This window comes from Mesorhizobium sp. BR1-1-13, assembly GCF_020165515.1.
Classification (GTDB): domain Bacteria; phylum Pseudomonadota; class Alphaproteobacteria; order Rhizobiales; family Rhizobiaceae; genus Mesorhizobium.
In genome coordinates this window covers 216,942-241,650 of the sequence record NZ_JAIUIH010000009.1, presented here as the reverse complement: position 1 = coordinate 241,650, position 24,709 = coordinate 216,942, and the positions used below count along the sequence as shown (strand labels likewise).

General features: G+C 63.2%; 22 protein-coding genes. 14 read left to right on the top strand and 8 right to left on the bottom strand.

Going from position 1 to position 24,709, the window contains the following annotated elements:
• On the top strand, window positions 1-878 hold an 878-nt coding region (locus LB533_RS21460; RefSeq protein ID WP_224678195.1), incomplete at its 5' end, for an Mrp/NBP35 family ATP-binding protein.
• A gap of 37 nt (window positions 879-915) precedes the next feature.
• Here the strand turns inward: LB533_RS21460 and LB533_RS21455 are convergent.
• A complete protein-coding gene (locus LB533_RS21455) occupies window positions 916-1,368 on the bottom strand; it encodes an SRPBCC family protein (protein ID WP_140640088.1) in 453 nt (150 codons plus the stop codon).
• 151 nt (window positions 1,369-1,519) lie between these two features.
• On the opposite strand from LB533_RS21455, the gene LB533_RS21450 reads away from it, so the two are divergent.
• The 5 genes from LB533_RS21450 to LB533_RS21430 all read left to right on the top strand — a co-directional run bounded on the left by LB533_RS21450 (window position 1,520) and on the right by LB533_RS21430 (window position 6,694).
• Window positions 1,520-3,325, top strand: coding sequence for an IlvD/Edd family dehydratase (locus tag LB533_RS21450; RefSeq protein WP_140640086.1), 1,806 nt, complete (start codon window positions 1,520-1,522; stop codon window positions 3,323-3,325).
• Between the two features lie 241 nt (window positions 3,326-3,566).
• Window positions 3,567-4,385, top strand: coding sequence for a chromate resistance protein ChrB domain-containing protein (locus tag LB533_RS21445; RefSeq protein WP_140640084.1), 819 nt, complete (start codon window positions 3,567-3,569; stop codon window positions 4,383-4,385).
• Window positions 4,382-5,773, top strand: a complete 1,392-nt coding sequence (gene chrA / locus LB533_RS21440) for a chromate efflux transporter (RefSeq protein WP_224678194.1) — start codon at window positions 4,382-4,384, stop codon at window positions 5,771-5,773. Before LB533_RS21445 ends, chrA begins: the two co-directional genes overlap by 4 nt.
• Window positions 5,774-5,805: 32 nt before the next feature.
• Window positions 5,806-6,189 carry a VOC family protein gene (locus LB533_RS21435; RefSeq protein WP_140640080.1) on the top strand — a complete coding sequence of 128 codons (384 nt, stop codon included), beginning with the start codon at window positions 5,806-5,808 and terminating at the stop codon, window positions 6,187-6,189.
• A 106-nt stretch (window positions 6,190-6,295) separates the two neighbouring features.
• Window positions 6,296-6,694, top strand: a complete 399-nt coding sequence (locus LB533_RS21430) for a hypothetical protein (protein WP_140640078.1) — start codon at window positions 6,296-6,298, stop codon at window positions 6,692-6,694.
• A 13-nt stretch (window positions 6,695-6,707) separates the two neighbouring features.
• On the opposite strand, the gene LB533_RS21425 is transcribed toward LB533_RS21430, so the two are convergent.
• Together LB533_RS21425 and LB533_RS21420 are read right to left on the bottom strand one after the other, a co-directional pair.
• Entirely contained in the window at window positions 6,708-8,294 is a 1,587-nt protein-coding gene (locus LB533_RS21425) for a trimethylamine methyltransferase family protein (RefSeq protein WP_140640076.1), read from the bottom strand.
• Window positions 8,295-8,486: 192 nt separating this feature from the next.
• Window positions 8,487-9,980, bottom strand: a complete 1,494-nt coding sequence (locus LB533_RS21420; RefSeq protein WP_140497014.1) for a PLP-dependent aminotransferase family protein — start codon at window positions 9,978-9,980, stop codon at window positions 8,487-8,489.
• Between the two features lie 283 nt (window positions 9,981-10,263).
• On the opposite strand from LB533_RS21420, the gene pgi reads away from it, so the two are divergent.
• On the top strand, window positions 10,264-11,907 hold the full coding sequence (pgi, locus tag LB533_RS21415; RefSeq protein WP_140640074.1) for a glucose-6-phosphate isomerase: 1,644 nt from the start codon (window positions 10,264-10,266) through the stop codon (window positions 11,905-11,907).
• A gap of 5 nt (window positions 11,908-11,912) precedes the next feature.
• Entirely contained in the window at window positions 11,913-12,635 is a 723-nt protein-coding gene (locus LB533_RS21410; RefSeq protein WP_140497010.1) for an HAD family hydrolase, read from the top strand.
• A gap of 8 nt (window positions 12,636-12,643) precedes the next feature.
• On the opposite strand, the gene LB533_RS21405 is transcribed toward LB533_RS21410, so the two are convergent.
• Together LB533_RS21405 and LB533_RS21400 are read right to left on the bottom strand one after the other, a co-directional pair.
• Window positions 12,644-13,354 (bottom strand): class I SAM-dependent methyltransferase, encoded by a 711-nt coding sequence (locus tag LB533_RS21405; protein WP_224678193.1) that lies wholly within the window; start codon window positions 13,352-13,354, stop codon window positions 12,644-12,646.
• Window positions 13,355-13,362: 8 nt separating this feature from the next.
• Entirely contained in the window at window positions 13,363-15,456 is a 2,094-nt protein-coding gene (locus LB533_RS21400; RefSeq protein ID WP_224678192.1) for a long-chain fatty acid--CoA ligase, read from the bottom strand.
• Window positions 15,457-15,903: 447 nt separating this feature from the next.
• Here LB533_RS21400 and LB533_RS21395 point away from each other — a divergent pair, with 447 nt between their 5' ends.
• From LB533_RS21395 to LB533_RS21375, 5 genes are all read left to right on the top strand, one after another.
• The gene (locus LB533_RS21395) at window positions 15,904-17,496 is read left to right on the top strand and encodes an ABC transporter substrate-binding protein (protein ID WP_140550183.1); all 1,593 of its coding nucleotides are present in this window, start codon (window positions 15,904-15,906) and stop codon (window positions 17,494-17,496) included.
• A gap of 48 nt (window positions 17,497-17,544) precedes the next feature.
• On the top strand, window positions 17,545-18,552 hold the full coding sequence (locus tag LB533_RS21390) for an ABC transporter permease subunit (protein WP_140550182.1): 1,008 nt from the start codon (window positions 17,545-17,547) through the stop codon (window positions 18,550-18,552).
• 70 nt (window positions 18,553-18,622) lie between these two features.
• Window positions 18,623-19,477 (top strand): ABC transporter permease subunit, encoded by an 855-nt coding sequence (locus LB533_RS21385; protein WP_224678198.1) that lies wholly within the window; start codon window positions 18,623-18,625, stop codon window positions 19,475-19,477.
• Window positions 19,478-19,479: 2 nt separating this feature from the next.
• Window positions 19,480-20,337, top strand: a complete 858-nt coding sequence (locus LB533_RS21380) for an ABC transporter ATP-binding protein (RefSeq protein WP_224624878.1) — start codon at window positions 19,480-19,482, stop codon at window positions 20,335-20,337.
• The gene (locus tag LB533_RS21375) at window positions 20,334-21,164 is read left to right on the top strand and encodes a dipeptide ABC transporter ATP-binding protein (protein WP_224678191.1); all 831 of its coding nucleotides are present in this window, start codon (window positions 20,334-20,336) and stop codon (window positions 21,162-21,164) included. The genes LB533_RS21380 and LB533_RS21375 overlap by 4 nt, the downstream gene beginning before the upstream one ends.
• A gap of 304 nt (window positions 21,165-21,468) precedes the next feature.
• Here LB533_RS21375 and LB533_RS21370 read toward each other — a convergent pair whose 3' ends face one another.
• Both LB533_RS21370 and LB533_RS21365 read right to left on the bottom strand, forming a co-directional pair.
• Window positions 21,469-22,488: a zinc-binding alcohol dehydrogenase family protein gene (locus LB533_RS21370; RefSeq protein WP_224678190.1), complete on the bottom strand. Its 1,020-nt coding sequence runs from the start codon at window positions 22,486-22,488 to the stop codon at window positions 21,469-21,471.
• 29 nt (window positions 22,489-22,517) lie between these two features.
• Window positions 22,518-22,937, bottom strand: a complete 420-nt coding sequence (locus LB533_RS21365) for a GlcG/HbpS family heme-binding protein (protein ID WP_224678189.1) — start codon at window positions 22,935-22,937, stop codon at window positions 22,518-22,520.
• 257 nt (window positions 22,938-23,194) lie between these two features.
• Between LB533_RS21365 and LB533_RS21360 the strand changes: the two genes are divergently transcribed.
• A complete protein-coding gene (locus tag LB533_RS21360; RefSeq protein ID WP_224678188.1) occupies window positions 23,195-23,560 on the top strand; it encodes a winged helix-turn-helix transcriptional regulator in 366 nt (121 codons plus the stop codon).
• 207 nt (window positions 23,561-23,767) lie between these two features.
• On the opposite strand, the gene LB533_RS21355 is transcribed toward LB533_RS21360, so the two are convergent.
• Window positions 23,768-24,700 (bottom strand): LysR family transcriptional regulator, encoded by a 933-nt coding sequence (locus tag LB533_RS21355; RefSeq protein WP_224678197.1) that lies wholly within the window; start codon window positions 24,698-24,700, stop codon window positions 23,768-23,770.
• Between the last annotated feature and the right edge of the window lie 9 nt (window positions 24,701-24,709).

Genomic DNA, 24,709 nt, shown 5'->3' with positions numbered 1-24,709 from the left:
GCCCCGCCCCGCCCGCTGCCGCGCCGCGCCCGGCGCCCCATGCGCCTGCCTCGCACAGCCAGGGCAAGCGCGGCGTGCCCGGCATCGAGGCGATCATCGCGGTTGCGTCCGGCAAGGGCGGCGTCGGCAAGTCGACCACGGCCGTCAATCTGGCGCTCGGCCTCGCCGCCAACGGGCTGAAGGTGGGCGTGCTCGACGCCGACATCTACGGCCCGTCCATGCCAAGGCTGCTCAACATCCGCGGCCGGCCGCAGACCGTCGACGGCAAGATCCTGAAACCGATGCAGAATTACGGTCTCAAGGTGATGTCGATGGGCTTCCTCGTCGACGAGGAAACGCCGATGATCTGGCGCGGGCCGATGGTGATGTCGGCGCTGACGCAGATGCTGCGCGAAGTCGAATGGGGGCCACTCGACGTGCTCGTCGTTGATATGCCCCCTGGCACCGGTGACGCCCAGCTCACCATGGCCCAGCAGGTGCCGTTGGCTGGCGCGGTCATCGTCTCGACACCGCAGGATCTGGCCCTGATCGATGCTCGCAAGGGTCTCAACATGTTCAGGAAGGTCGACGTGCCGCTGCTCGGCATCGTCGAGAACATGAGCTATTTCCTCGCCCCCGACACCGGCAAGCGCTACGACATCTTCGGCCATGGCGGCGCACGCCGCGAGGCCGAGCGCCTCGGCGTCACCTTCCTTGGCGAGGTGCCGCTGGAGATGGGCATTCGCGAAAGCTCGGATGAAGGTGCGCCGGTGGTGGCATCGAAGCCTGACAGTGCCGAAGCGAGGATCTATCGCGATATCGCTTCGAAGGTCTGGGACAGGGTCAACGAAGAGCGAGGCGCGGCCGCGGACGCCGTGCCGAGCATCGTCTTCGAGTAATTTTCGTCCAAGCGGTGCTAACGCTGGATAGACCAGCCTAAGCAGCACCCACCTTCTCGCCGAAGCTCGAAAAGAACTGTCCCGCCAATTTCTTCGAGGTCGATTCGATCAGCCGGCTGCCGAGCTGGGCGATCTTGCCGCCGACTTCGGCCTTGGCGGCGTATTTGAGCACCGTTGCGTCCGCCCCGTCCTCGGTCAGCGTCACGTCGGCGCCGCCCTTGGCGAAGCCGGCTATGCCGCCCTTGCCTTCGCCCTGGATCGTGTAGGCATGCGGGGGATTGAGATTTCTCAACGTCACTTCGCCGTTGAAGGTCGCCTTGATCGGGCCGATCTTCAGCACCACCGTCGCTGCCATCTCGGTCGGCGACTTCATTTCCAGGCTCTGGCAGCCGGGGATGCTTTCTCTCAGCACCGCCGGATCGTTCAGCGCTTCCCAAACTTTCCGGAGGGGTGCGGCAATGCGCTCCTCGCCCTCGATCACCAAAGCCATCAGAACCTCCCGGACGACCAATGTCGGATTGTTGGTAGCGTGCGGCCCGATTGATGTCTATCGCACCAAAGTCCGGATTCAGATCACGCGTGCCCCTTGCCTGCACCCGCGCGTTGTCATATCGATTTGTCATACAAATACGGAGACCATGATGGCTGGCGCCCCCGCAGGAAAGAAAAAGTTTCGCTCGCAGGAGTGGTTCGACAACCCCGACAATCCGGGCATGACGGCACTCTATCTGGAGCGTTACCTGAATTACGGGCTGACGCGCGCCGAACTGATGTCGGGCAAGCCGCTGATCGGCATCGCCCAGACCGGTTCCGACCTGTCGCCTTGCAATCGCCACCACATCGAGCTCGCCAAACGCGTGCGCGAAGGCATCGTCTCGATGGGCGGCATTCCTTTCGAGTTCCCGTGCCACCCGATCCAGGAGACCGGCAAGCGCCCGACCGCAGCTCTCGACCGCAACCTTGCCTATCTGAGCCTGGTAGAAGTGCTCTATGGCTACCCGCTTGACGGCGTCGTTCTCACCATCGGCTGCGACAAGACGACGCCGGCGCTGTTGATGGCGGCGGCGACCGTCAACATTCCGGCCATCGCGCTGTCGGTCGGCCCCATGCTCAATGGCTGGCACAAGGGCAAGCGCACCGGTTCGGGCACCATCGTCTGGGAATCGCGCCAGCGCCTGTCGGCCGGCGAGATCAACTATGACGAGTTCATGGACATCGTCGCCTCCTCGGCGCCGTCCACCGGTTATTGCAACACCATGGGCACCGCCACCACCATGAACTCGCTGGCCGAGGCGCTCGGCATGCAGCTGCCGGGCTCGGCGGCGATTCCGGCTCCTTATCGCGAGCGCGGCCAGATCGCCTACGAGACGGGAAAACGCATCGTCGACATGGTGCACGAGGATTTGAAGCCGTCCGACATCATGACGCGCAAGGCCTTCGAGAACGCCATCGTCGTCAATTCGGCGATCGGCGGCTCCACCAACGCGCCGATCCATCTCAACGCCATCGCCCGACATCTCGGCGTGCCGCTCGACAATGACGACTGGCAGAAGATCGGCCTCGACGTGCCGCTCATCGTCAATCTCCAGCCGACGGGCGAATATCTGGGTGAGGACTACCATCACGCAGGCGGCGTGCCGGCCGTGGTGGCGGAGCTCATGAAAGCCGGGCTGCTGCCGCATCCGGATGCTCTGACCGCCAACGGCAAGACAATGGGCGACAATTGCCGCGATGCCGTCAACGAGAACCGCGAAGTCATCCGCACTGTCGCCGAGCCGCTGAAAGCCAATGCCGGCTTCATCAATCTCAAGGGCAATCTGTTCGATTCGGCGATCATGAAGACCAGCGGCATCTCGCCCGAATTCCGCGAGCGGTATCTCTCCAATCCGAAGGACCCTGAGGCCTTCGAGGGCAACGCAATGGTCTTCGACGGTCCGGAGGATTACCACGCCCGCATCGACGACCCGGCGCAAGGGATCGACGAGCACACCATCCTGTTCATGCGTGGCGCCGGTCCGGTCGGCTATCCGGGCGGCGCAGAAGTCGTCAACATGCAGCCGCCGGCCTATCTCATCAAGAAGGGCATCCACGCGCTGGCCTGCATCGGCGACGGCCGCCAGTCCGGCACCTCAGGCTCGCCCTCCATCCTCAACGCCTCGCCGGAGGCCGCGATCGGCGGCGGGCTTGCATTGCTCAAGACGGGCGACCGCGTTCGCATCGACCTGAAGAAGGGCACGGCCAACATTCTCGTCACCGATGACGAGATCACCCGCCGCCGCGCCGAGCTGCAGAACAATGGCGGCTACCATTATCCCGAGCACCAGACACCGTGGCAGGAAATCCAGCGCGGTATGGTCGACCAGTTCTCGGGCGGTATGGTGCTGAAACCGGCGGTGAAATACCAGGACGTCGCTCATACGAAGGGCGTGCCCCGGGACAATCACTGATTATTCCCGGGACAACCATCGATTGTTTCAAGCGACAATTGACGGATAGCGATCGACGACCGGCGGCCTGATCGGCCGCCGGTCGTTTTTCGTTTCGCGGCCCGCTATGAACCGAGGACATTGCGTCCTTGACAAGCCTGCCCAACAAATCCACCATCGCTGCAAGGGGTTTATCGCGACGACCCCGTGAGGCGTCAGCCCAACGTTCGCGTCCAGGCTTCTCTTTCAGGAGGTGGACGCCATGCCGTCAACAACCGCTGTCACCGTGCCGCAACTGATCCGTATGGTCGGTTTGCCGGGCGCGCCTGCAATCCTCGATATCCGTACCGAGGACGACTACAACGCCGATCCACGTTTGCTGCCGGGGTCGTACCGGCGCGATTTCAGAACCGTCCGGACTTGGGCAGCCGACTTCGCCGGTAGCCGCGTGGCGGTCGTCTGCCAGCAGGGAAAAAAGCTCTCGCAAGGCGTCGCCGCATGGCTGCGCCATGAAGGGATCGTCGCCGAATCGCTCGAAGGCGGCTTCGAAGCCTGGCGGGACGCCCACGGCCTTCTGGTCCGTGCCGACAGGATGCCGCCTCGTGACGACAAGGGCCGCACCGTCTGGGTGACGCGGGCCCGGCCCAAAGTCGATCGCATCGCCTGCCCCTGGCTGATCCGCCGTTTCGTGGATCCTCAAGCGATCTTCCTGTTCGTCGACGCGGCGGAAGTGCCCGATGTCGCCGATCGTTTTCAGGCCGCGCCTTTCGACATCGACAATGCGTTCTGGAGCCATCGCGGCGAGCGCTGCACCTTCGACACGATGCTCGAGGAGTTCGGGCTCGAATCCGAAGCGCTCGACCGCCTCGCCGTCATCGTGCGCGCAGCCGACACGGCGAGCCTCGACCTGGTTCCGCAGGCGGCGGGATTTCTCGCCGCCTCGCTTGGCTTGTCGCGCATGTTTCGCGATGACCTGCAACAATTGGATGCCGGCATGCTGCTTTACGACGCGTTCTTCCGCTGGTGCCGCGACGCCACCGACGAGACGCACAATTGGCCGGCGGGAGCGAAGGTGTCATGAACTCCCTCCTTTCCGAAGAAAGTGCCGACCTCATCGAGGCGCCCGCGGTCCCGAGTTTCCGCGAGGCCACGAAACTCTGGGCGAAGATCGGGTTGCTCAGTTTCGGCGGACCGGCTGGGCAGATCGCACTCATGCACAGGGAGTTGGTCGAGCAAAAGCGCTGGATCGGCGAGCAGCGTTTCCTGCATGCGCTGAACTACTGCATGCTGCTGCCTGGCCCCGAGGCCCAGCAACTCGCTATCTACATCGGCTGGCTGCTTCACAAGACGGTCGGCGGTCTTGTCGCCGGCATCCTGTTCGTCGTGCCGGGCGCGCTCGTCATGCTGGGTTTGAGCATCCTTTACGCGCTCTATGGCAATGTGCCGCTGGTCGAGGCCCTGTTTTTCGGGGTGAAGGCGGCGGTGCTGGCGATCGTGGTCGAGGCGGTGATCCGCATCGGCCGGCGGGCGTTGAAAAATCCGGTGATGGTGGCGATCGCTCTTTGCGCCTTTGTCGGCATCTATGCGCTTAATATTCCGTTCCCTCTCCTCATCCTTTTCGCAGGACTGGTGGGATGGGTCGGGAACAGCATTGCGCCGGCCCTGTTTTCTGGCACCGTGCATGGCAAGGACGAGGCTCCCGACGTCAGGGGCGCGGTCGATCTGATGTTCGAGCGCGGCGAACTGGCCCACACCAGGCCGACGCGATGGCACGCGCCGCGGACCATCGCGATCTGGCTGCCGATCTGGCTTGGGCCGGTTCTGCTGATCTGGGCGTTCACATCGGCAAACAGCGTCTGGACGCAGATCGGCGGCTTCTTCAGCCTCATGGCGGTCGTCACCTTCGGCGGCGCCTATGCGGTCCTTGCCTATGTCGCGCAGGCGGCCGTCGGCTCTTTGGGCTGGCTTGCGCCTGGCGAAATGGTCGATGGCCTGGGCCTCGCTGAAACCACGCCGGGACCGCTTATCCTGGTCTTGCAGTTCGTCGGCTTCCTTGCCGGCTTCCGCCATTCCGGATTGTCGCATCCGCTGCTTGCCGGATCGCTTGGCGCGTTGCTCACGCTGTGGGTTACCTTTACCCCGTGCTTCTTCTGGATATTCCTCGGCGCGCCCTATATCGAGGCCTTGCGCGGCAACAAGGCGTTGTCGGCGGCATTGGGCGCGATCACCGCGGCGGTCGTTGGCGTCATCATGAACCTCGCTTTGTGGTTCGCCTTGCACGTCATCTTCCGCGAAGTGCGTGAGACGGGGTTCGGAACGGAGGTGCCGGTGCTCTCCTCGATCGACTGGCGCGCCGCGCTGTTGTCCTGCGCCACCATGATTGCCATTCTCAAACTGAAAACCGGCATGCTGCCGACGCTTGCCGGATCGGCCCTGGCCGGCGTCTTGCTGCTTGCGGCGAGCGGATGACGTCGGCGACGATCCGACCCACGGAGGAGACCATGGAAACTGTCAGCGTTCGTTATATCGTCAATGACGTCGAGAAGGCGATCGGCTTCTACCGCGACCATCTTGGCTTTACGGTCGCCATGCACCCGGCGCCATCGTTCGCCATACTTGCCAAGGGCAATCTGCGGCTTCTACTCAATGCGGCGGGCGGGCCTGGTGGGGCGTCGCAGCCGATGCCCGACGGTAGTGTGCCCGAACCTGGCGGCTGGAACCGCATCCAGATCCAGGTCGAGGATCTGGAAGAACTGGTTCGCGAGCTGAAGAACGCCGGCCAGACTTTCAGGAACGATGTCGTCAAGGGCATGGGCGGCAGCCAGATACTGCTGCTGGATCCGGCCGGCAATCTGGTGGAACTGTTCGAACCGGGGCGCGGGTAACGCCGCATCGACACGACAGCCGGGCGACACCGGCAGAACCCACCTGCACGGCATTTGCATTCCATCGGCAGACCACCCAATTTGCTGGGAAACAGATTGGATCACCATGGCGGGACGGCGCTCTTCCCTCGGCTTCCTCGGACTGTTCGGCCGCTCAGGCGACCTCAGGCAACTTGACGCTGCCCTGCGCGGCGCCGACCTTCATCCCGCCCTTGTGCCAGAGGGCGTAAAGCTCACCATGGTCAACCTGATGAAGGATCACTGGTCTGACGAGCCGTCGGCGGGGGCCTATGCGGCTGTGGCGCGGCTGTTCGGCTATTGCGTCGCCGGGCCCGAAGCGTTCGAACGGTCCAATGGACATGAGCAGCGGTTGGATGCGGAGCGCCGGATCGAGGCCGCACTGGAGACCGGCGACAGCCTCGATGCGCAGATCGTGCTGATAACCATGCATGCAAAGCTGATCAACGCCGAGGTCGTCGAGCGTTACGGGCTGGGCACCGACTGACGGGGAAGCGTTCTCAGCCGCCCATGCCGTTGCGCGGCAGCTTGATCATGTCGCCGAAGCGGGCGCGCAGCCTGTCGTCAAGCGGCTTCGGCACATGGCGTGGGAAGCGTTCGGCCAGGATGCGCTTCTTCTCGACGATCGCCCGCTGCAATATGTCGGGTCGGCCCTTCTCGTTCCATTCCTTCGGCGAAAACCGGTCGCCGACGGCCGGGTAGAAATATTCGGTCTGCATCAGCTTCAGCGTCTGCTCGTTGCCGAGATAGTGGCCCGGACCTTTCAGGCAGACATCGGCAATGGTGTCGATCGACAGCGCGTCGTCCGTCACCTCGATGCCGCGCACGCAGCGTAGGCAATGGCCCAGCATGTCGTTGTCGATGATCAGGCTTTCCAGGCAGAAGCCGAGCAGGGAAGCGTGCATGCCGGCCGATTCGTAGACCAGGTTGAGGCCGGAAAGGCCGGCCATCACATTGGTAATGCCTTTTTCATAGCCGGACTGGATGTCAGGCAGTTTCGAATCCGTCATGCCTGCGGCCGAACCGCCCGGTAGGTCGTAGAACTGCGCCATCTGCGCGCAGGCCGCGGTCAGCACCGCCTGTTCGGCCGAGCCGCCCGACATGGCGCCGGTGCGCAGGTCCGACACGAACGGCCAGGTACCGAAGATCGCCGGATGCCCCGGCTTGATGGTGTTGACATAGACAAGGCCGGCCAGCACTTCGGCCACGGCCTGCACCACCGCACCCGCGATCGCCGCCGGAGCGGTGGCGCCGGCCTGTCCGGCCGAAAGCAGCAGGATCGGGATGCCGCCTTCGACGCAGGCCTCGAGCACGCCGCAGGCGTCCTCGGCGAATTTCATCGGCGGCACGACGAAACAGTTGGAGTTCGACACGAACGGCCGGGCTCGGAAATTCTCCTCGCCGCCGGCGATCGCGTAGAGCATTTCGAGCGCCGGCTGCACGTTCTCGCGCACCGTGAAGGACGTGCCGACATGCTTGGACGTGCCCATCACGCAGGCGTAAAGCGTGTTGAAGTCCATTTCGAGCGGATCGGGAATGTCGCGCGGCACCATGGGCCGCTGGAAGAAATGGATGTTATCGAGCCCGTCGACGATGCGCGCGGCGTCATAGATGTCCTGCAGCAAGGATTCGCGGTACTCCCGCTTCTCGACGTCGACAAGATGCACGGCAGCGCCCGCCGTGCCGTAATGCACGCGTTTGCCCTGGATCACCATGTCGTGCTTCGGGTCCTGGCCGTGCAACGTGAAATGCCGCGCCGCCCGCTTGATCGTGTCGAGCACCAGTGCGCGCGGGAAACGGATACGGCCGTCATCGCCATAGCTGGCGCCGGCCTTGGTCAGCGCCTCGATGCAGGAAGGGATTGCGTTTGCGAAGCCGACCGTCTCCAGCAGGGTCAGCACCGCTTCGTGGATGCGCTCGCAATCATTGCTGCTGAGCGGTCCGTAGCTGCCCCCTTCGAGGCCGGCGCGAACCGGTCTGATGTCGTCGGCGAGCGGCGCCGCCCGCATGGCGCGACGCGCTTCGCGTCCGCCGGAGCGGCGCGAACGCTGGTCGGCCGCTTCCTGCTTTTCGACAGCCACTGACATGGAAGCACTCCACCTTTCTCGGAAGCAGGGCGGCGGTTGGTCCACCATCGGCTGCTTCGTCCCCTTTAGGCCACGACTATGCCGCCGGCATTGGCACAGCCTATGAGCCAGCCGGTCCGGTTGCATATGCCAGAGCTAAAGAAGCAGGAGCCGCTGTTGCGCGACTCCTGGAAAGTGGTCAGGCCGAGGTGATCAAGCGGCGGCCGGCCTGCGGCCTGCGGCGGTTGCAAGTTCACGAATGCCTGGCTCGATATGCTGCAGCGCGATCGAGGAGATGCCCAGGCGCATGAAACGCGAAGGCTTTTCGGTGCGGTCGAAGAAGCGGTCGCCCGGTTCGATGATGACGCTGCGCGAGGCGGCGGCCTCGGCCAGTCCGCGGGAATCGGTGCCGCGCGGTCCCTCCAGCCACAGCGACGTGCCGCCGGCCGAGTCGGTCGAACGCCACTCGGGCAGGAAGGCGGAAATCGCATGGACCAAGCGCTTGCGCCGCTCGTCGAAGGCGCTCGACAGCCGCCGCACCAGCGCCTCGTGGTGGCCGAGCGACAGGAACAGCGCGACCGCACGCTGATTGTTGGCCGGCGGATGGCGCAGCATGAAGCGGCGCAGCGCCCTGAGTTCGGCGATTAGTCCAGCCGAGGCGACGATGTAGCCAAGCCGCAGGCCCGGAGCCAGCGTCTTCGACATCGAGCCGACATAGATGACGCGGCCGGAGCGGTCGAGGCTCTTCAAGGCCTGCTGCGGCGCCTCGTCGAGAAGCTGGCTGTCATAGCCGTCCTCGATGATGATCTGGTTATAGCGGTTGGCGCGCGCCAGAAGATCCTGCCGGCGTTCCGCCGACAGCGGCACCATGGTCGGGCAATGATGGCTGGGCGTGACGAAGACAAAGCCGGAATCATTGGGAATGGAAGAGGTCACGATGCCGGACTGGTCGACCGGCACCGGCTGGATGTCGGCGCCCGCAAGCCGGAAGATCGAGCGTGCGTCGGGGTAGCCCGGATCTTCCATCGCCACCTTCGAGCCCTTTGTCATCAGAAGCGTCGCCAGCATGTAGAGCGCGTTCTGGGCGCCCAGCGTGACGATGATCTCGTCGGGGTTGGCGAAGATGCCGCGCCTGGGCAGCAGCCGCGCCTGGATCTGCTCGATCAGCAGCGGATCGTCGCGATCGACCATGTCGGAGGCCCAGTTGCGGATCTCCAGCACGGCAAGCGCCATGCGGTTGCACTCGCGCCATTCGGCGGTCGGGAACAGCGCCGGATCGAACTGGCCATAGACGAAGGGGTAGGACGACTTGATCCAGTTCTCGTGCTTGGCCGGCGGCGGCATGTCGCTGGCCGCGATCTGCCGGCGTGCCTTCCAGTCGATCTCGTTGGCCTGGTCGGGCGCCTTCTGGTGCGGCTTGGCCGGCGTCGCCAAAACGTCGGGATTGACGAAATGGCCGCGCCGCTCGCGCGCCACCAGGAAGCCCTGGTCGACCAGTTGCTGGAAGGCCAGCACCACGGTTCCGCGCGCCACGCCGAGTTTTTCGGCCAATATCCGGCATGACGGAAGCGGCATCGAAGCGGCGATCTGGCGGTCGAGAATGGCGGCCACGATTGCCTGGCGGATCTGTGCCTGCAAGGTCTGGCCGGATTCGGCCGAAATCCGGAACAGGCCGGACCATATGGCCGTGTCGTTGCGCTGTGGCATGGGAAATGTTCCTCGATGGCCAGCCTTTTTCGTTTGGCTGGACCAGTCGAATGTAACCGTGGCACAAGGGGTTGCGCCAATCAATTTTTCTGATCTTTGGGATTTATGCCAGTGATCTTTCGTCCTGCGCATCCCGTGTAACGCAGTGCGTCATCGCCGCGTGACGCAGTGCGTCATCGCCGCGTATTGACCGGACGGAATTCGGCTCAATAGTCTGGCGCGACGACACGCGCCGGAAACATCCGGTCTGCTAAGATAATCCAAAAGTCCCAGGAGCCCGCCGGTGGATCAGTCAGCCTTCCAAAAACAGCTTGCCGCCTTGCGCGACCATCGCGCCGCGGCAGCCGGCGATATGCGCCAGGCCTTCGCCGCCGATCCGCAGCGGTTCAAGACGTTCTCCGCCAGCGACCGCGACCTGTTGCTCGACTGGTCGAAATGCGCCGTCGATGCGCGCACGATGGACCTGCTGGAGAAGCTGGCTGACGCCGCCGATCTCGAAGGCCGCCGCGCCGCCATGTTCGCCGGCAAGAAGATCAACGTTACAGAGGACCGCGCTGTTCTGCACACCGCCCTGCGCAACCTGACCGGCAAGGGCATCATGCTGGACGGACAGGATGTGAAGGCGGAGGTCACCGCCGTATTGGACGCGATGGGCGCCTTCGCCGACGCGGTGCGTTCCGGCAAGGCGACAGGCGCCACCGGCAAGAAGATCACCGACATCGTCAATATCGGCATCGGCGGCTCCGATCTCGGCCCGGCCATGGCGACGTTGGCGCTGGCGCCCTATCATGACGGGCCGCGCGCGCACTATGTCTCCAACATCGACGGCGCCCATATCCACGACACGCTGAAGGGCCTTTCCGCCGAGACCACGCTTTTTATCATCGCCTCCAAGACCTTCACGACAGTCGAAACGATGACCAATGCGCAGACCGCGCGCGACTGGGTCCAGAAGGCGCTCGGCAAGGAAGCGGTCGGCAAGCATTTCGCCGCTGTCTCGACGGCACTCGACCTGGTGGCGAAGTTCGGCATCGAGCCGGACCGCGTCTTCGGCTTCTGGGATTGGGTCGGCGGCCGCTATTCGGTGTGGGGCGCGATCGGCCTTCCTGTGATGATCGCCATTGGTCCACGTGATTTCCGCGCCTTTCTCGATGGTGCGCACGAAATGGACGAACACTTCCGCGCTGCGCCGCTGGCCAAAAACCTGCCGGTGCTGCTTGGCCTTGTCGGCTGGTGGCATCGGGTGATTTGCAAATACCCGGCCCGCGCGGTCATCCCCTACGACCAGCGCCTGTCCAGGCTGCCGGCCTATCTCCAGCAGCTCGACATGGAATCGAATGGCAAGAGCGTCACCCTGGACGGCGGCCCCGTGGCGACGCCGACCGGGCCGCTGGTCTGGGGCGAGCCCGGCACCAACGGCCAGCATGCGTTCTTCCAGCTCCTGCACCAGGGAACCGATTTTATTCCGGTCGAATTCCTCGCCGCGGCGAACGGCCACGAGCCGGAGCTGAAGCACCATCACGACCTGCTGCTCGCCAACTGCCTGGCGCAGTCGGAAGCCTTCATGAAGGGTCGCACGTTGGAGGAAGCGCGCGCCCAAATGTTGGCCAAGGGCATGAAGCCGGCCGATGTCGATCGCATTGCCCCGCACCGCGTCTTTTCCGGCAACCGGCCCTCGGTGACCATTCTTTATCGCAAGCTTGACCCGCGCACGCTCGGCCGCCTGATCGCTCTCTACGAACACCGCGTCTTCGTCGAGGGAACGCTGTTCGACATCAACTCCTTCGACCAATGGGGCGTCGAGCTCGGCAAGGAACTGGCCACCGGCCTTCTGCCAGTCGTGGAAGGCAAGGAAAGTGCCGCAAAGCGGGATGCCTCGACCGCCGGCCTGGTGGAACACATCCACCAATTGCGTGGTTCGGAGTGACTGAGTTGGCAGACATCAAGGGAATATTGTTCGACAAGGACGGAACGCTTGTCGACTTCAATGCGACCTGGCTCGGGGTTGCCGACTTCATGGCCATGGACGCCTCCGAAGGCGATCGCTGGAAGGCCGACAGGCTGCTTGCGGCCGCTGGCTTCGATTTCGCCAACAGGCGCTTCAAGCCCGACTCCATCTTTGCCTCCGGCACCAATCTCGACGTCGTCGAACTGTGGTTTCCGCGCCTGTCCGACGAAGACCAGATGCTGGCCGTCGCCCGCTTCAACCAGATTACCTCGGTGCAGGGCTCGGCGATGGCGGTGGCTCTGCCGGGCATCGTCGAAACGCTCGGCACCTTGCACGCAAGGTCCTATCGGCTCGGCGTCGCCACCAACGATTCGACCAGCGGCGCGGAAAAAACGCTGGTGACGCTCGGCGTCGCGCAGCTGTTCGACGCCGCCTACGGCTATGACGCGGTGGCCAATCCCAAGCCGGCGCCGGATACGATCCAGGCCTTCTGCGATCTCACCGGCCTGAAGCCGACGCAGGTCGCCATGATCGGCGATAACCGCCACGATCTCGAAATGGCGCGTGCCGGCGGCTGCGGCCTGGCGGTCGGCGTGCTCTCGGGCACCGGCACCCGTGAATCTCTGGCCGGAATTGCCGACGTGATCCTGGATTCGGTTGTCGACCTGCCGGATTTCCTTTCAGCGCGGGTCAAGGAGACGATCTGATCTCGTCGCTAGCGGGTCTTCGCTTCGAAGGAAAAGACGCCGCTCGGCCTGCTTGCCGCACCCTTTGCGTCGCCGAAATCCGGCACCTGATATTCGGCGAGCAGCCTGAGCCGCGACAATGGTAGATCGGCGCGGCGCGGGTCGCCGATCAGGACCTCGACGCCGGCGGCAAGGCAGCGGTCGAGAAAGGGGATCATACGTCGGCTGACATCGGGTCCGTAGAACACGTCGCCGGCCAGCACAAGGTCGACCGCCGGTGGCGGACCGCTGGTAATGTCTTTGCAGATCACCGAGATCGTGACGCCGTTGTCTTTTGCATTGAGACCGAGCGCGGCGACGCCGTTGCGGTCGATATCGGCGGCGATCACTTCGCGGGCCCCGGCCTTCGCGGCAGCGATGCCGACAATGCCGGAGCCGGCACCAAGATCGAGCACGCGGCGTCCCGCCACGGTCATCGGATGGTCGAGGACATAGCGCGCGAGCACGGTGCCGCCGGCCCATGCATAGGCCCAGTAGGGCGGTTGTGGCTCCCGCGCATCTTCCGCGTCGCCTTCGGGCTCGACGAGCCGTCTCAATCCGCTGCTGGGGTGCGCCGTGTAAAACCGGATTTCTGGAAGCGCAGGCACAGGGACAAGGCGCATCTTGGCCTTGATGAACTCGGCCGGGTCGAGGCGCTGGCACCGGTCCGGCGCATCGTCGCCGGCAAGATCGTGGTCCAAGCCGGCTCCTATTCGCGCAATGCGCGCCGCAGGATCTTTCCGACCGGCGTCTTTGGCAGTTCTGTCCTGAATTCGATGTATCTGGGCCGCTTGTAGCCGGTCAGGTTCTCACGGCAATAGGCGGTGATGGCCTCGGCGGTCAGCGCCTGGTCCTTCTTGACGATGAACAGTTTCGGCACTTCGCCCGAATGTTCGTCCGGCACGCCGATTGCCGCCACTTCGAGCACGCCGGGATGCAGCGCCACGACTTCCTCGAGCTCGGTCGGATAGACGTTGAAGCCGGAAACGAGGATCATGTCCTTCTTGCGGTCGACGATCTTGGTGTAGCCGCGCTCGTTCATGAAGCCCATGTCGCCCGATTTGAAGAAGCCGTCCTTGGTCATCACCTTGGCGGTCTCATCGGGCCGGTTCCAGTAGCCCGCCATCACCTGCGGTCCCTTGATGCAGATTTCGCCGACCTCGCCGAGCGGCAAATTGTTGTCCTCCTCGTCGCGGATGGCGATCTCGGTCGACGGCAGCGGCAGGCCGATCGTGCCGGTGAATTCGCCGGAGCTGAACTTGTTGGCCGTTGCCACGGGCGACGTCTCCGACAGGCCGTAGCCTTCACTGACCGGGCAGCCCGTCAGCGCCTTCCAGCGCTCGGCGACGCCCTTTTGCACCGCCATGCCGCCGCCCAGCGTCAGGAGCAGCGGCTTGAAGTCGAGCTTGCGGAAATCCTCATTGTTGAGCAGCGCGTTGAACAGCGTGTTGAGGCCTGGAAAGATATGGATCGGATACTTGCCCATTTCCTTGACGAAGCCGGGGATGTCGCGCGGATTGGGGATCAGTATGTTCTGTCCGCCCATTTGCATGCCCATCAGCGCATTCACGGTCAGCGCGAAGATATGGTAGAGCGGCAGTGCGCAGATGAGGTTGAGATGGGCGGGTTTTGGCTTGACCGTATAGGCGTCCTGCAGCCACAACGAATTCTGCGCGACATTGGCCAGCACGTTGCTGTGCAGCAGGGTAGCACCCTTCGAGATTCCCGTAGTGCCGCCGGTATATTGCAGGAACGCGATATCGTCGGCCGCCACCTTGGCCGGCTTGAAGCCCATGCCGCTGCCCGCCTTCAGCGCCGCGTTGAACTTGACATGGCCGGGCAATGACCAGGCCGGCACCATCTTCTTGACGCGGCGCACCACCAGATTGACGATGCTTCCCTTGAGCCCGCCGAGCAAGTCGCCCATGGCCGCGACGACGACGTGCTTGACCGAGGTCCTGGCGATCACCGCCTGCAACGTGCTAGCGAAATTCTCGAGGATGACGATCGCTTGCGCCCCGGAATCCTTGAGCTGGTGCTCCAGCTCGCGCGGCGTGTAGAGAGGGTTGACGTTGACCACCGTGTAGCCGGCGCGCGCCACCGCCATCATCGCCACCGGATATTGCAGCACGTTCGGCATCATCAGGGCAACGCGTGCGCCTTTGGGCAACCCGGTCGATTGCAGGTAGGCGCCGAACGCCGCCGAAAGCCGTTCGAGTTCCGCATAGGTGATCGACTTGCCCATGCAGGTGAAGGCCGGCTGGCCGGCAAATTGCTTGCAGGCGGCAACGAGGAAATCGCCGATGGAGCTGTAGGGCAGGGCGCCGATCTCGGCCGGCATGTTCTTCGGATAGCTTTCCAGCCAGGGTTTTTCCGGCAAGCCTGCGGCAAGGGCGGTGAGCGCTTTCGGCAATCGCTTGGCGGCCGCCGGTCTCGAGGCCGCCGATGCCGGCTTGGCCACGGATGCGGCTTGTGCGGCCCCAGTCTTGCCAGTCCGGGTCGTCCCGGTCTTGGTCGCGCCAGCCTTCGTCGTCCCGGCCCTGGCCGAACTGGTCTTTGTCGCCCCGGTTTTAGCAGTTCCGGCCTTCGCCGACGTCTTTGCGGGGACGGCTTTGGCCGCCGGCTTCGCGGCCGGTTTGGCAACAGTGTCCGCCTTGCCGGCGGAAGGTTTCCCTGCGGCCCTTCCCTTTGCGCCCTTTGCGTTCTTGGCGGAGGGCGTTGGCTGCTTGTCGCCGCCTGCGGCCGGCTTCAGGGCCGCCTTGGGCGCCTTTGGCGGAGCCGTCCTGTTCGATGCTTTTGCCAACCGTCCCTCCCTGCTTTGTTCGTCCCTGCCGCGCTCGCCTCCGAATAACAGAGGCGTCCCCCGCTGCCGCCGGTGCCTTGTCTATGTATGGCCTCTATCGGCGGGCGTGCAAGCCTTGCCCCTGCGGCAAGCCGTCGAAAGATTTGCCGCCGAAATCTTTCTCGGCACGGGCGCAGAAGCCCTGCATCGTCCCGCATTCCCGGTCATATGAAAGCGGGCGCGACGTCGATCTCGTGAGATTGGTGATCAATAAAAAAATGCGGTCGTTAATAATGTTGTGAATAGAAAAAAATACTGAATTTTTCCGTTTTTTCGCGGGGAGGAGGATTTTTTTCCCGCTTACCATGGGGTAGGCAAACTGGGTGTTCCAAAGCCGGAGAAACGGTGCTTATATGCGCGCTTCGCGAGCCTGATAGAGGGGCTTGGAAAAACATCAGGGAGTGCTCAATGAGGAAGAAACTGACTTTTGCAGCCGCGTTGCTGGCTGCAAGCGTCCTGGGCGGCGTGGCCAACGCAAAAACCTTGGTCTACTGCGCCGAAGCTTCGCCGGAAGGCTTTGACCCGGCGCCCTACACCGCGGGACAGACGTTCGATGCGTCTTCACGTACGGTCTTCAACCGCCTCGTCGAATTCGATCATGGCAAGACCACGGTCTCGCCGGGCCTGGCCGAAAGCTGGTCCATTTCCGATGATGGCAAGGAATATACGTTCAAGCTTCGCAAGGGCGTGAAGTTCGCCGCTACCGACTATTTCACCCCGACGCGCGACTTCAACGCCGACGACGTGGTGTTCTCGTTCGAGCGCCAGGTCGACAAGAACGGTCCCTGGTTCCAGTACATACCGGGCATTGCCTACCAGTATTACAATGACCAGTTCGGCGACAACATCACCAAGGTCGAGAAGGTCGACGACCTGACGGTGAAGTTCACCCTCAAGGAGCCGGCGATCACTTTGATCCCGACGCTGGGCATGGACTTCGCCTCGATCGTTTCCAAGGAATATGCCGACAAGCTGCAGGCGGACAAGACGCCTGAACTGTTCAACCAGAAGCCGATCGGCACCGGCCCGTTCATCTTCGTCGACTACCAGACCGACGCCGCCATCCGCTACAAGGCCAACCCCGACTATTGGGGCGGCAAGCAGAAGATCGACGACCTTGTCTTCGCCATCACCACCGATCCGGCGGTCCGTGCGCAGAAGCTGAAGGCCGGCGAATGCAACATCATGTCCTACCCGGCGCCGGCCGACATCGCCGGCCTGCAGGCCGATCCGAACCTGAAGGTCGACGAACAGGAAGGCCTCAATGTCGGCGCGCTGATGTACAACACCCAGCAGAAGCCGTTCGACGACGTGCGCGTGCGCAAGGCGCTCAACATGGCCATCAACAAGAAGGCCATCATCGACGCGGTCTTCCAAGGCGCCGGCCAGGTGGCCGTCAACCCGATCCCGCCGACCATGTGGTCCTACAACAAGGACGTGAAGGACGATCCGTACGATCCCGATGCGGCCAAGAAGATGCTCGAAGAGGCCGGGGTCAAGGACCTCAAGATGAATGTCTGGGCCATGCCTGTGTCGCGCCCCTACATGCCGAACGCACGCCGCACCGCGGAGCTGATCCAGGCAGACTTCGCCAAGGTTGGCGTTACCGTCAACATCGTCAGCTACGATTGGGGTGAATACCTCAAGCGCGCTTCCGCGGTCGATCACGACGGCGCCGTCATCGTCGGCTGGACAGGCGACAATGGCGATCCGGACAACTTCCTCGGCGTGCTCCTGAGCTGCGCTTCCGTCGGTTCGAACAACCGCGCGGAATGGTGCAACAAGGACTTCGATGCGCTCATCAACAAGGCCAAGACGGTTTCCGACCAGGCCGAGCGCACCAAGCTCTACGAACAGGCGCAGGTCATCTTCAAGGAGCAGGCACCGTGGGCGACGCTGGCCCACTCCAAGGTGTTCATGCCCATGCAGAAGACCGTCTCCGGCTTTGCGATGGATCCGCTCGGCATCCACCGCTTCGACGGCGTCGATATCGCCGAATAAGGTTCGCGAAAAGGGGCGGCGCCACAGCGCCGCCCCACCTCGCCCGCCATGCTGCGTTATATCCTAGGCAAGCTCGCCCTCATCGTCCCGACCTTCATCGGGATAACCATCCTCGCTTTCGGCTTCGTGCGCATCCTGCCCGGTGATCCGGTGCTGGTGCTCGCGGGCGAACGCGGCCTGTCGCCCGAACGTCACGCCGCGCTGATGCACCAGTTCGGCTTCGACCTGCCGATCTGGCGACAGTACCTGACCTATCTGGCCAACATCCTCAGCGGTGATTTCGGCACCTCGTTCTCCACCAAGACGCCGGTGCTCAAGGATTTCCTGGTGCGGTTCCCGGCAACCGTCGAACTCGCCATCTTCGCCATGATCTTCGCCATCGTCTTCGGTGTCGCCTTCGGCATCTTCGCCGCGATCCGCCGTGGCTCCTGGTTCGACCAGCTGACCATGGGAACGGCGCTGGCGGGCTATTCCATGCCGATCTTCTGGTGGGGGCTGCTGCTGATCATCGTCTTTTCCGGCATGCTGCACTGGACGCCGGTCTCCGGCCGCATCGACCTTCTCTATTTCTTCAAGCCGGTCACCGGCTTCATGACCATCGATTCCCTGATCTCCGGACAGAAGGGTGCATTCCGCTCGGCCCTGTCGCACCTCGTCCTGCCCACCATCGTGCTCGGCACCATTCCGCTTGCCGTCATCGCCAGGCAGACGCGGTCGGCCATGCTCGAAGTGCTCGGCGAGGACTATGTGCGCACCGCGCGCGCCAAGGGCCTGGCGCCGCGCCGCGTCATCGGCCTGCATGCGTTCCGCAACGCGCTGATCCCGGTCGTCACCACCATCGGCCTGCAGGTCGGCACGCTCCTGACCGGCGCCATCCTGACCGAGAGCATTTTTTCGTGGCCGGGTATCGGCAAATGGATGATCGACGCTATTTCCAAGCGCGACTATTTCACCGTGCAAGGCGGCTTGCTTTTGATCGCGCTCATCGTCATGTCGGTGAACCTCATCGTCGACGTGCTCTATGCCGTCATCAACCCGCGCATCCGGGCGAATTGACATGACCAACGAAGGCCCAGCCACAATCGAAGCCGCGACCGTCGTCAGGCCGCAGGACGCCCGGCTGCAGATGTTTGCCGAGTTCTGGCATTATTTCTCGATCAACAAGGGCGCGGTGATCGGCCTCCTCGTCTTTGCGCTGCTGATCCTGATTGCCATCTTCGCGCCGCTGCTGGCGCCGCATTCGGCCGACGACCAGTTCCGCGACTTCTTCCTGACGCCACCGGCCTGGCAGGCGGGCGGCAACGCCCAGTTCCTGCTCGGCACCGACGCCGTCGGCCGCGACATCCTCTCGCGCCTGATCTACGGCTCGCGCTTCTCGCTTGCCATCGGCTTCGTCGTCGTCACCACGGCGCTGATCTCCGGCGTCATCCTCGGCCTGCTTGCCGGTTACTGCCGCGGCTGGGTGGATACGCTCATCATGCGCATCATGGACATCATCCTGGCCTTCCCGTCGCTGCTGCTGGCGCTGGTGCTGGTCGCCGTGCTCGGACCCGGGCTGGTCAACGCCATGATCGCCATCGCCTTCGTGCTGCAGCCGCACTTCGCCCGGCTCACCCGCGCTGCGGTGATGGCGGAAAAGAACCGCGAATATGTCATCTCGGCGAAGGTCGCGGGCGCCAGCCATCTCAGGCTGATGCTGGTCACCATCCTGCCCAATTGCATCGCGCCGCTGATCGTGCAGGCGACGCTGTCCTTTTCCAACGCCATTCTCGAGGCCGCGGCGCTGGGCTTCCTCGGCATGGGCGCGCAGCCGCCGACGCCGGAATGGGGCACGATGCTGGCCGAAGCGCGCGAGTTCATCCTGCGCGCCTGGTGGGTGGTGACCTTCCCCGGCCTTGCCATCCTGATCACCGTCTTTGCCATCAACCTGATCGGCGACGGCCTGCGCGACGCGCTCGACCCCAAGCTGAAGAGGTCGTGAGCATGTCTCTCCTCGAGATCAAGAACCTCACCGTTTCCTTCGACACCGCCGCCGGCCCGTTCATGGCCGTGCAAGGCATAGACCTGTCGATCGAGCCGCGCGAAGTGCTGGCCATCGTCGGCGAATCCGGTTCCGGCAAGTCGGTGGCGATGCTGGCGGTGATGGGGCTGCTGCCCAACACCGCGACCGTGAAGGCCGACCGCATGGCCTTCGACGGCGTCGACCTTCTGAAGCTCAGCCCGTCCGAGCGGCGCAAGATCGTCGGCAAGGATATCTCCATGATCTTCCAGGAGCCGATCGCCAGCCTCAACCCGTGCTTCACCGTCGGCTTCCAGATCGAGGAGGTGCTGCGCTTCCACATGGGCATGGACCGCGCCCAGCGCCGCGCGCGCGCCATCGAATTGATGAAGCTCGTCGGCATTGCCGATCCGGAAGAACGGCTGAGCTCGTTTCCGCACCAGATGTCGGGCGGCCAGTGCCAGCGCGTCATGATCGCCATCGCCATCGCCTGCAATCCCAAGCTCTTGATCGCGGACGAGCCGACCACAGCGCTCGACGTCACCATCCAGAAGCAGATCCTCGACCTGCTGGTTTCGCTGCAGGCCAAATACGGCATGGGCCTGATCATGATCACCCACAATATGGGCGTGGTGGCCGAGACCGCGGATCGCGTCATCGTCCAGTACAAGGGCCGCAAGATGGAAGAGGCCGACGTGCTTTCGCTGTTCGAGAACCCGAAGAGCAACTATACGCGCGCGCTGCTATCTGCGCTGCCGGAGAATGCCGTCGGCGACCGGCTGCCGACCGTCTCCGACATGCTGTTCGAGCCGGCGCCCTCGGCCGCGGGAGCCTCCGCATGAGCACCACCGTCCTCGAAGGCAAGAACATCGTTCGCGACTACCATATCGGCGGCGGCCTGTTCAGCGGACCGCGCACGGTGCACGCGGTCAAGGGCGTCTCGTTCACCGTGGACAAGGGCAAGACGCTCGCCATCGTCGGCGAAAGCGGCTGCGGCAAGTCCACGCTCGCCCGCATCATCACGCTCATCGACCCGGCGACATCGGGCGAACTGTTCATCGACGGCAACAAGGTCGATATCGCCAGGAACGCGCTGTCGAAAGACATGCGCCGCAAGGTGCAGATCGTTTTCCAGAACCCCTACGGGTCGCTCAATCCGCGCCAGAAGATCGGCGATGTGCTGGGCGAGCCGCTGCTGATCAACACCGACAAGACGGCCGCTGAGCGGCGCGACCTCGCCATGAAGATGCTGAAGAAGGTCGGCCTCGGTCACGAACACTACAACCGCTATCCGCACATGTTCTCGGGCGGCCAGCGCCAGCGCATCGCCATTGCCCGCGCGCTGATGCTGAACCCCAGCCTGCTGGTGCTGGACGAGCCGGTCTCGGCGCTCGACCTGTCGGTGCAGGCGCAGGTGCTAAATTTGCTCGCCGACCTGCAGGACGAATTCCAACTGACCTATGTCTTCATCAGCCACGATCTCTCCGTGGTGCGCTACATCGCCGACGACGTGATGGTGATGTATTTCGGCGAGGCGGTCGAATACGGCTCGCGCGACGAGGTCTTTTCAGACCCCAAGCACAGCTACACCAGGACGCTGTTCGCAGCGACGCCGCGCGCCGATGTGGCCAGCATCAAGGCGAGGCTGGCGAGGAAGAAGGCGGCCTAGAGTCAAAACACAACTACTCTGAACGACCGAGTTTTACCCAAAAGACAGCTTACGTCTGCCGAGGCCTGGACGACCGCTTTGCGCCCGGAGCGGTCATCGTGGCCTTGAAGGCGTCAACGGTTCAGACTTCAGTAACGGGTCAACGCGCCTTCGCTTGAAAATACCAGCACCACACTGAACAATTTCGGGTACACCGAATCTATGGACCCCGGTGGTCTCGGCGGCACTTACACAGCTGGGAAACTCAAACATCCCTGAACAAAGGAGTTGCGGCCGGTGAGCAGACCGCCCTCTGGCCCTCTGATCAGGCGAAGCCTTCGAGCACCACCTTTCCGATGGTCGATCCGCTTTCGAGCTGCGCATGCGCCTTTTTGAGGCCCTCCGCGGTGATCGCACCGAGGTTCTGTGTGGCGGTCGATCGAATCCGTCCATCGTCTACGGCGGCGGACACCGCGTCGAGAATTTTGCCCTGCTCGTCCATGTCCGGCGTTTCGTAAATGGCCCGTGTGAACATGAGTTCGTGATGGATCGACACCGCCTTGCGCTTGAACTTCATGATGTCGAATCCCGACGGATCGTCAATCAGGCCGAAGCGGCCCTGCGGTGCGATCAGTTCAGCGATATCGTCGACATGCCGGGCGGTTTGCGTCGTCGAAAATACGAACGCCGGAGCGCCGATGCCCAGTGCCGCGATCTCGCCGGCAAGCGGCTTCGAGTGATCGGCCACATGGTGGGCTCCCAACGACTTGACGAAGTCCTTGGTCTCGGAACGTGAAGCCGTCGCGATAACGGTCAGGTCGGTGAATTGCCGGGCGATCTGGATAGCGATCGATCCGACCCCGCCGGCACCGCCAATGATCAGGATAGCGGCAGCAGCACCGGGAACCGGCTTCTTCACGTCTATGCGGTCGAAGAACGCCTCCCAGGCGGTCAGCGATGTAAGCGGGAGCGCCGCGGCATCGGCCCATCCGAGTTTTGACGGCTTCCTGCCGACGATACGCTCGTCGACGAGATGGAATTCGGCGTTTGCGCCCGGACGAGTGATGGAGCCTGCATACCAGACCTCGTCTCCCGCCTTGAAACCGCTGACGTCAGGCCCGACGGCGGCGACGATGCCTGCCGCGTCCCAGCCGACCACCTTCCATTCGACGCCGGCAGCCGGCGGCGTGCTCTGCCGGATTTTATAGTCGACCGGATTGACCGAAATGGCCTTCACTTCGACAAGGATGTCGCGGCCTTTCGGTTCTGGCCGTGGCAACTCGATGTCGATGAGAGAATCCGCGGCGTCGATGGGCGAAGGGGTCTTGTATCCGATGGCTTTCATGGGTGTCTCCTGTTGGCCGTTTTTCGACGTCACCTGGAAAAATTGCGAAGAACTTCTTCGCCGGCTTCCTGGTCCTGCGCCCAGCTTCCGCCGGAAATACCGATCCCGCCGATGATCGCGCCGTCTTCCATGATCGGAAAGCCGCCGGCGGCGGCCATGACGCGCGGAACATGCCTTAGGTTCGAAGCGCCACGATCTTCCAGCAGGTCGACCCACTGGGCCGTCGACAGACCGAAAGAGGCCGCGGTGTAGGCCTTGTCGATGGCAATGTTGACGGCAAGATAGGAACTGCGATCGCTGCGTTCGAACGCCTTCAGGTTGCCGGCAGCGTCGACGATCGCGATGACGGGTTCGAACCCGATGCGTTTGGAAGCGGCGATGGCCTCGGCGATGAGGCGGGTTGCGGCCTCTCCCGTGATCGAGCGGGCAGTGAAGCTGTTTGCAGACATGGTCGGTCCTATCGGCTGGTGGCGATGTTGACGGGGATCGATTGCAGCCGGCGACTGGTTCGCCCCTCAGTGGCTTCAATGTAGCGATGCGTTCTCAGGCCTGGGATACGCACAACGTTTGCCAATAGTATCCATTTGGATACCGGGCGGGCCTGCGAGGATCTCGCCCAACGCCTTGCCAGTCCAGGCTGAACCCGGTAACAAACAGATTATGTTGTACATGCGGATTTGCATGTAAATATCTGAAGGATACCGCCATGTCCAAGGCTCGCCATTCTCGCTTCGACTGCAATCCCGGCTGTTCCGTGGAAGCGGCCATCAGTCTGATCGACGGCAAGTGGAAGTGCGTGGTGCTGTTCCACCTTTTGCGCGGTACGATGCGCTTCAACGAGATACAGCGTCAGATCGGCGGCGTCACGCAGCGCACGTTGACGAACCAGTTGCGCGAGCTTGAAGAAGACGGCTTGATAGAGAGAAAGGTTTATGCGCAGGTGCCGCCGAAGGTGGAATACACCATCTCACCGCTCGGCCGCAGTCTCGAACCCATCCTCGTTGCCCTGAAGGGGTGGGGCGATGACAATATTGGTCGGTTTGGCAAACCTGTGGCGGCAAACGCCGCTTGATCCAAAATGCTGTGCAACGATTTAAAGGCTGTAATATCAGTTGGTCGCGATGCGACCGAGCCGTCGGCGTTTGCAGGCGACATGTCAAATTGCGAAGCTTCGAATATTAGAGCGGTCCTTGCCTAGTGATAAATCGGCTTGCCCTGTCGACTCTGTCCAATGCCTGTCATGGCCGGAATCGCCTCTAAGCGGCCCTTCCGCGCCAGATCAGTCGATGCTTGAAACTACCATTCGCTGCATGAAAGCGGCGTCGAGCATGGTCAGAAAGGCGCGCACCGCGGGGTTGGCGCGTCGGCTTGCCGGCCAGAGCACAGTGACGTTATTTCGCTCGACGGCGAACGTGGACAGCACGGGGACCAGATCACCGCGCTTCACATAGGGAGCCGCCATGAAGGAGGCGCCTATGCCTATCCCGCCACCGGCTGCCAGCATGATGAGCACGGCATCGCTGGCATCGGCGACCACACCGGCATTGGGCACGATCTCGATCTCGCGGTCGCCAATCCGGAAGGGCCAGCGAAAGGTCTGGCCTGTGCTCTGATACCGGAGATTGACGGTGTCGTGCCCTACCAGGTCATCGGGATGGGTCGGGGTGCCGCGTTCCTCGAGATAGGCTGGCGAGGCGAAGCAGCAAAGCCGATGGGGTGCGAGCTTGCGTGATAGCAGCCGGGTGTCAGCCAGATCACCGATGCGTATGGCGACATCGATCCCTTCCTCAATCATGTCCACTATCTGGTCACCCAGCCTGAGATCGATGACCAGGTTCGGGTGGAGCCGACGGAAAGCCGGTAAAGCCGGAGCGATCAGGTGGAGTCCGATCGGCAGCGACGCGGCCACGCGCAACGTGCCCGATGGTTCGGAGCGCGCGGTCATTGCCGTCTGCTCGATTTCCTCCGCCTCGCGTAGCAGACGCAGCGCGCGCTCATGCAGGTCGCGCCCTTCGGGCGTGAAGGTGAGCGAGCGCGTCGTACGGGTAAACAGCGACAATCCTAAATGCCGCTCGAGCCGCTGGATGCTCTTGCTGACAGCCGACGGGGAAATCGACAGCGCGCGCGCCGCTGCCGTGTAGCTGCCCAGCGATCCGGCACGCGCGAAGGCGATGATACCAGTGAGCCGATCCAAAGCGATATGTTCCACCATGGCATTACT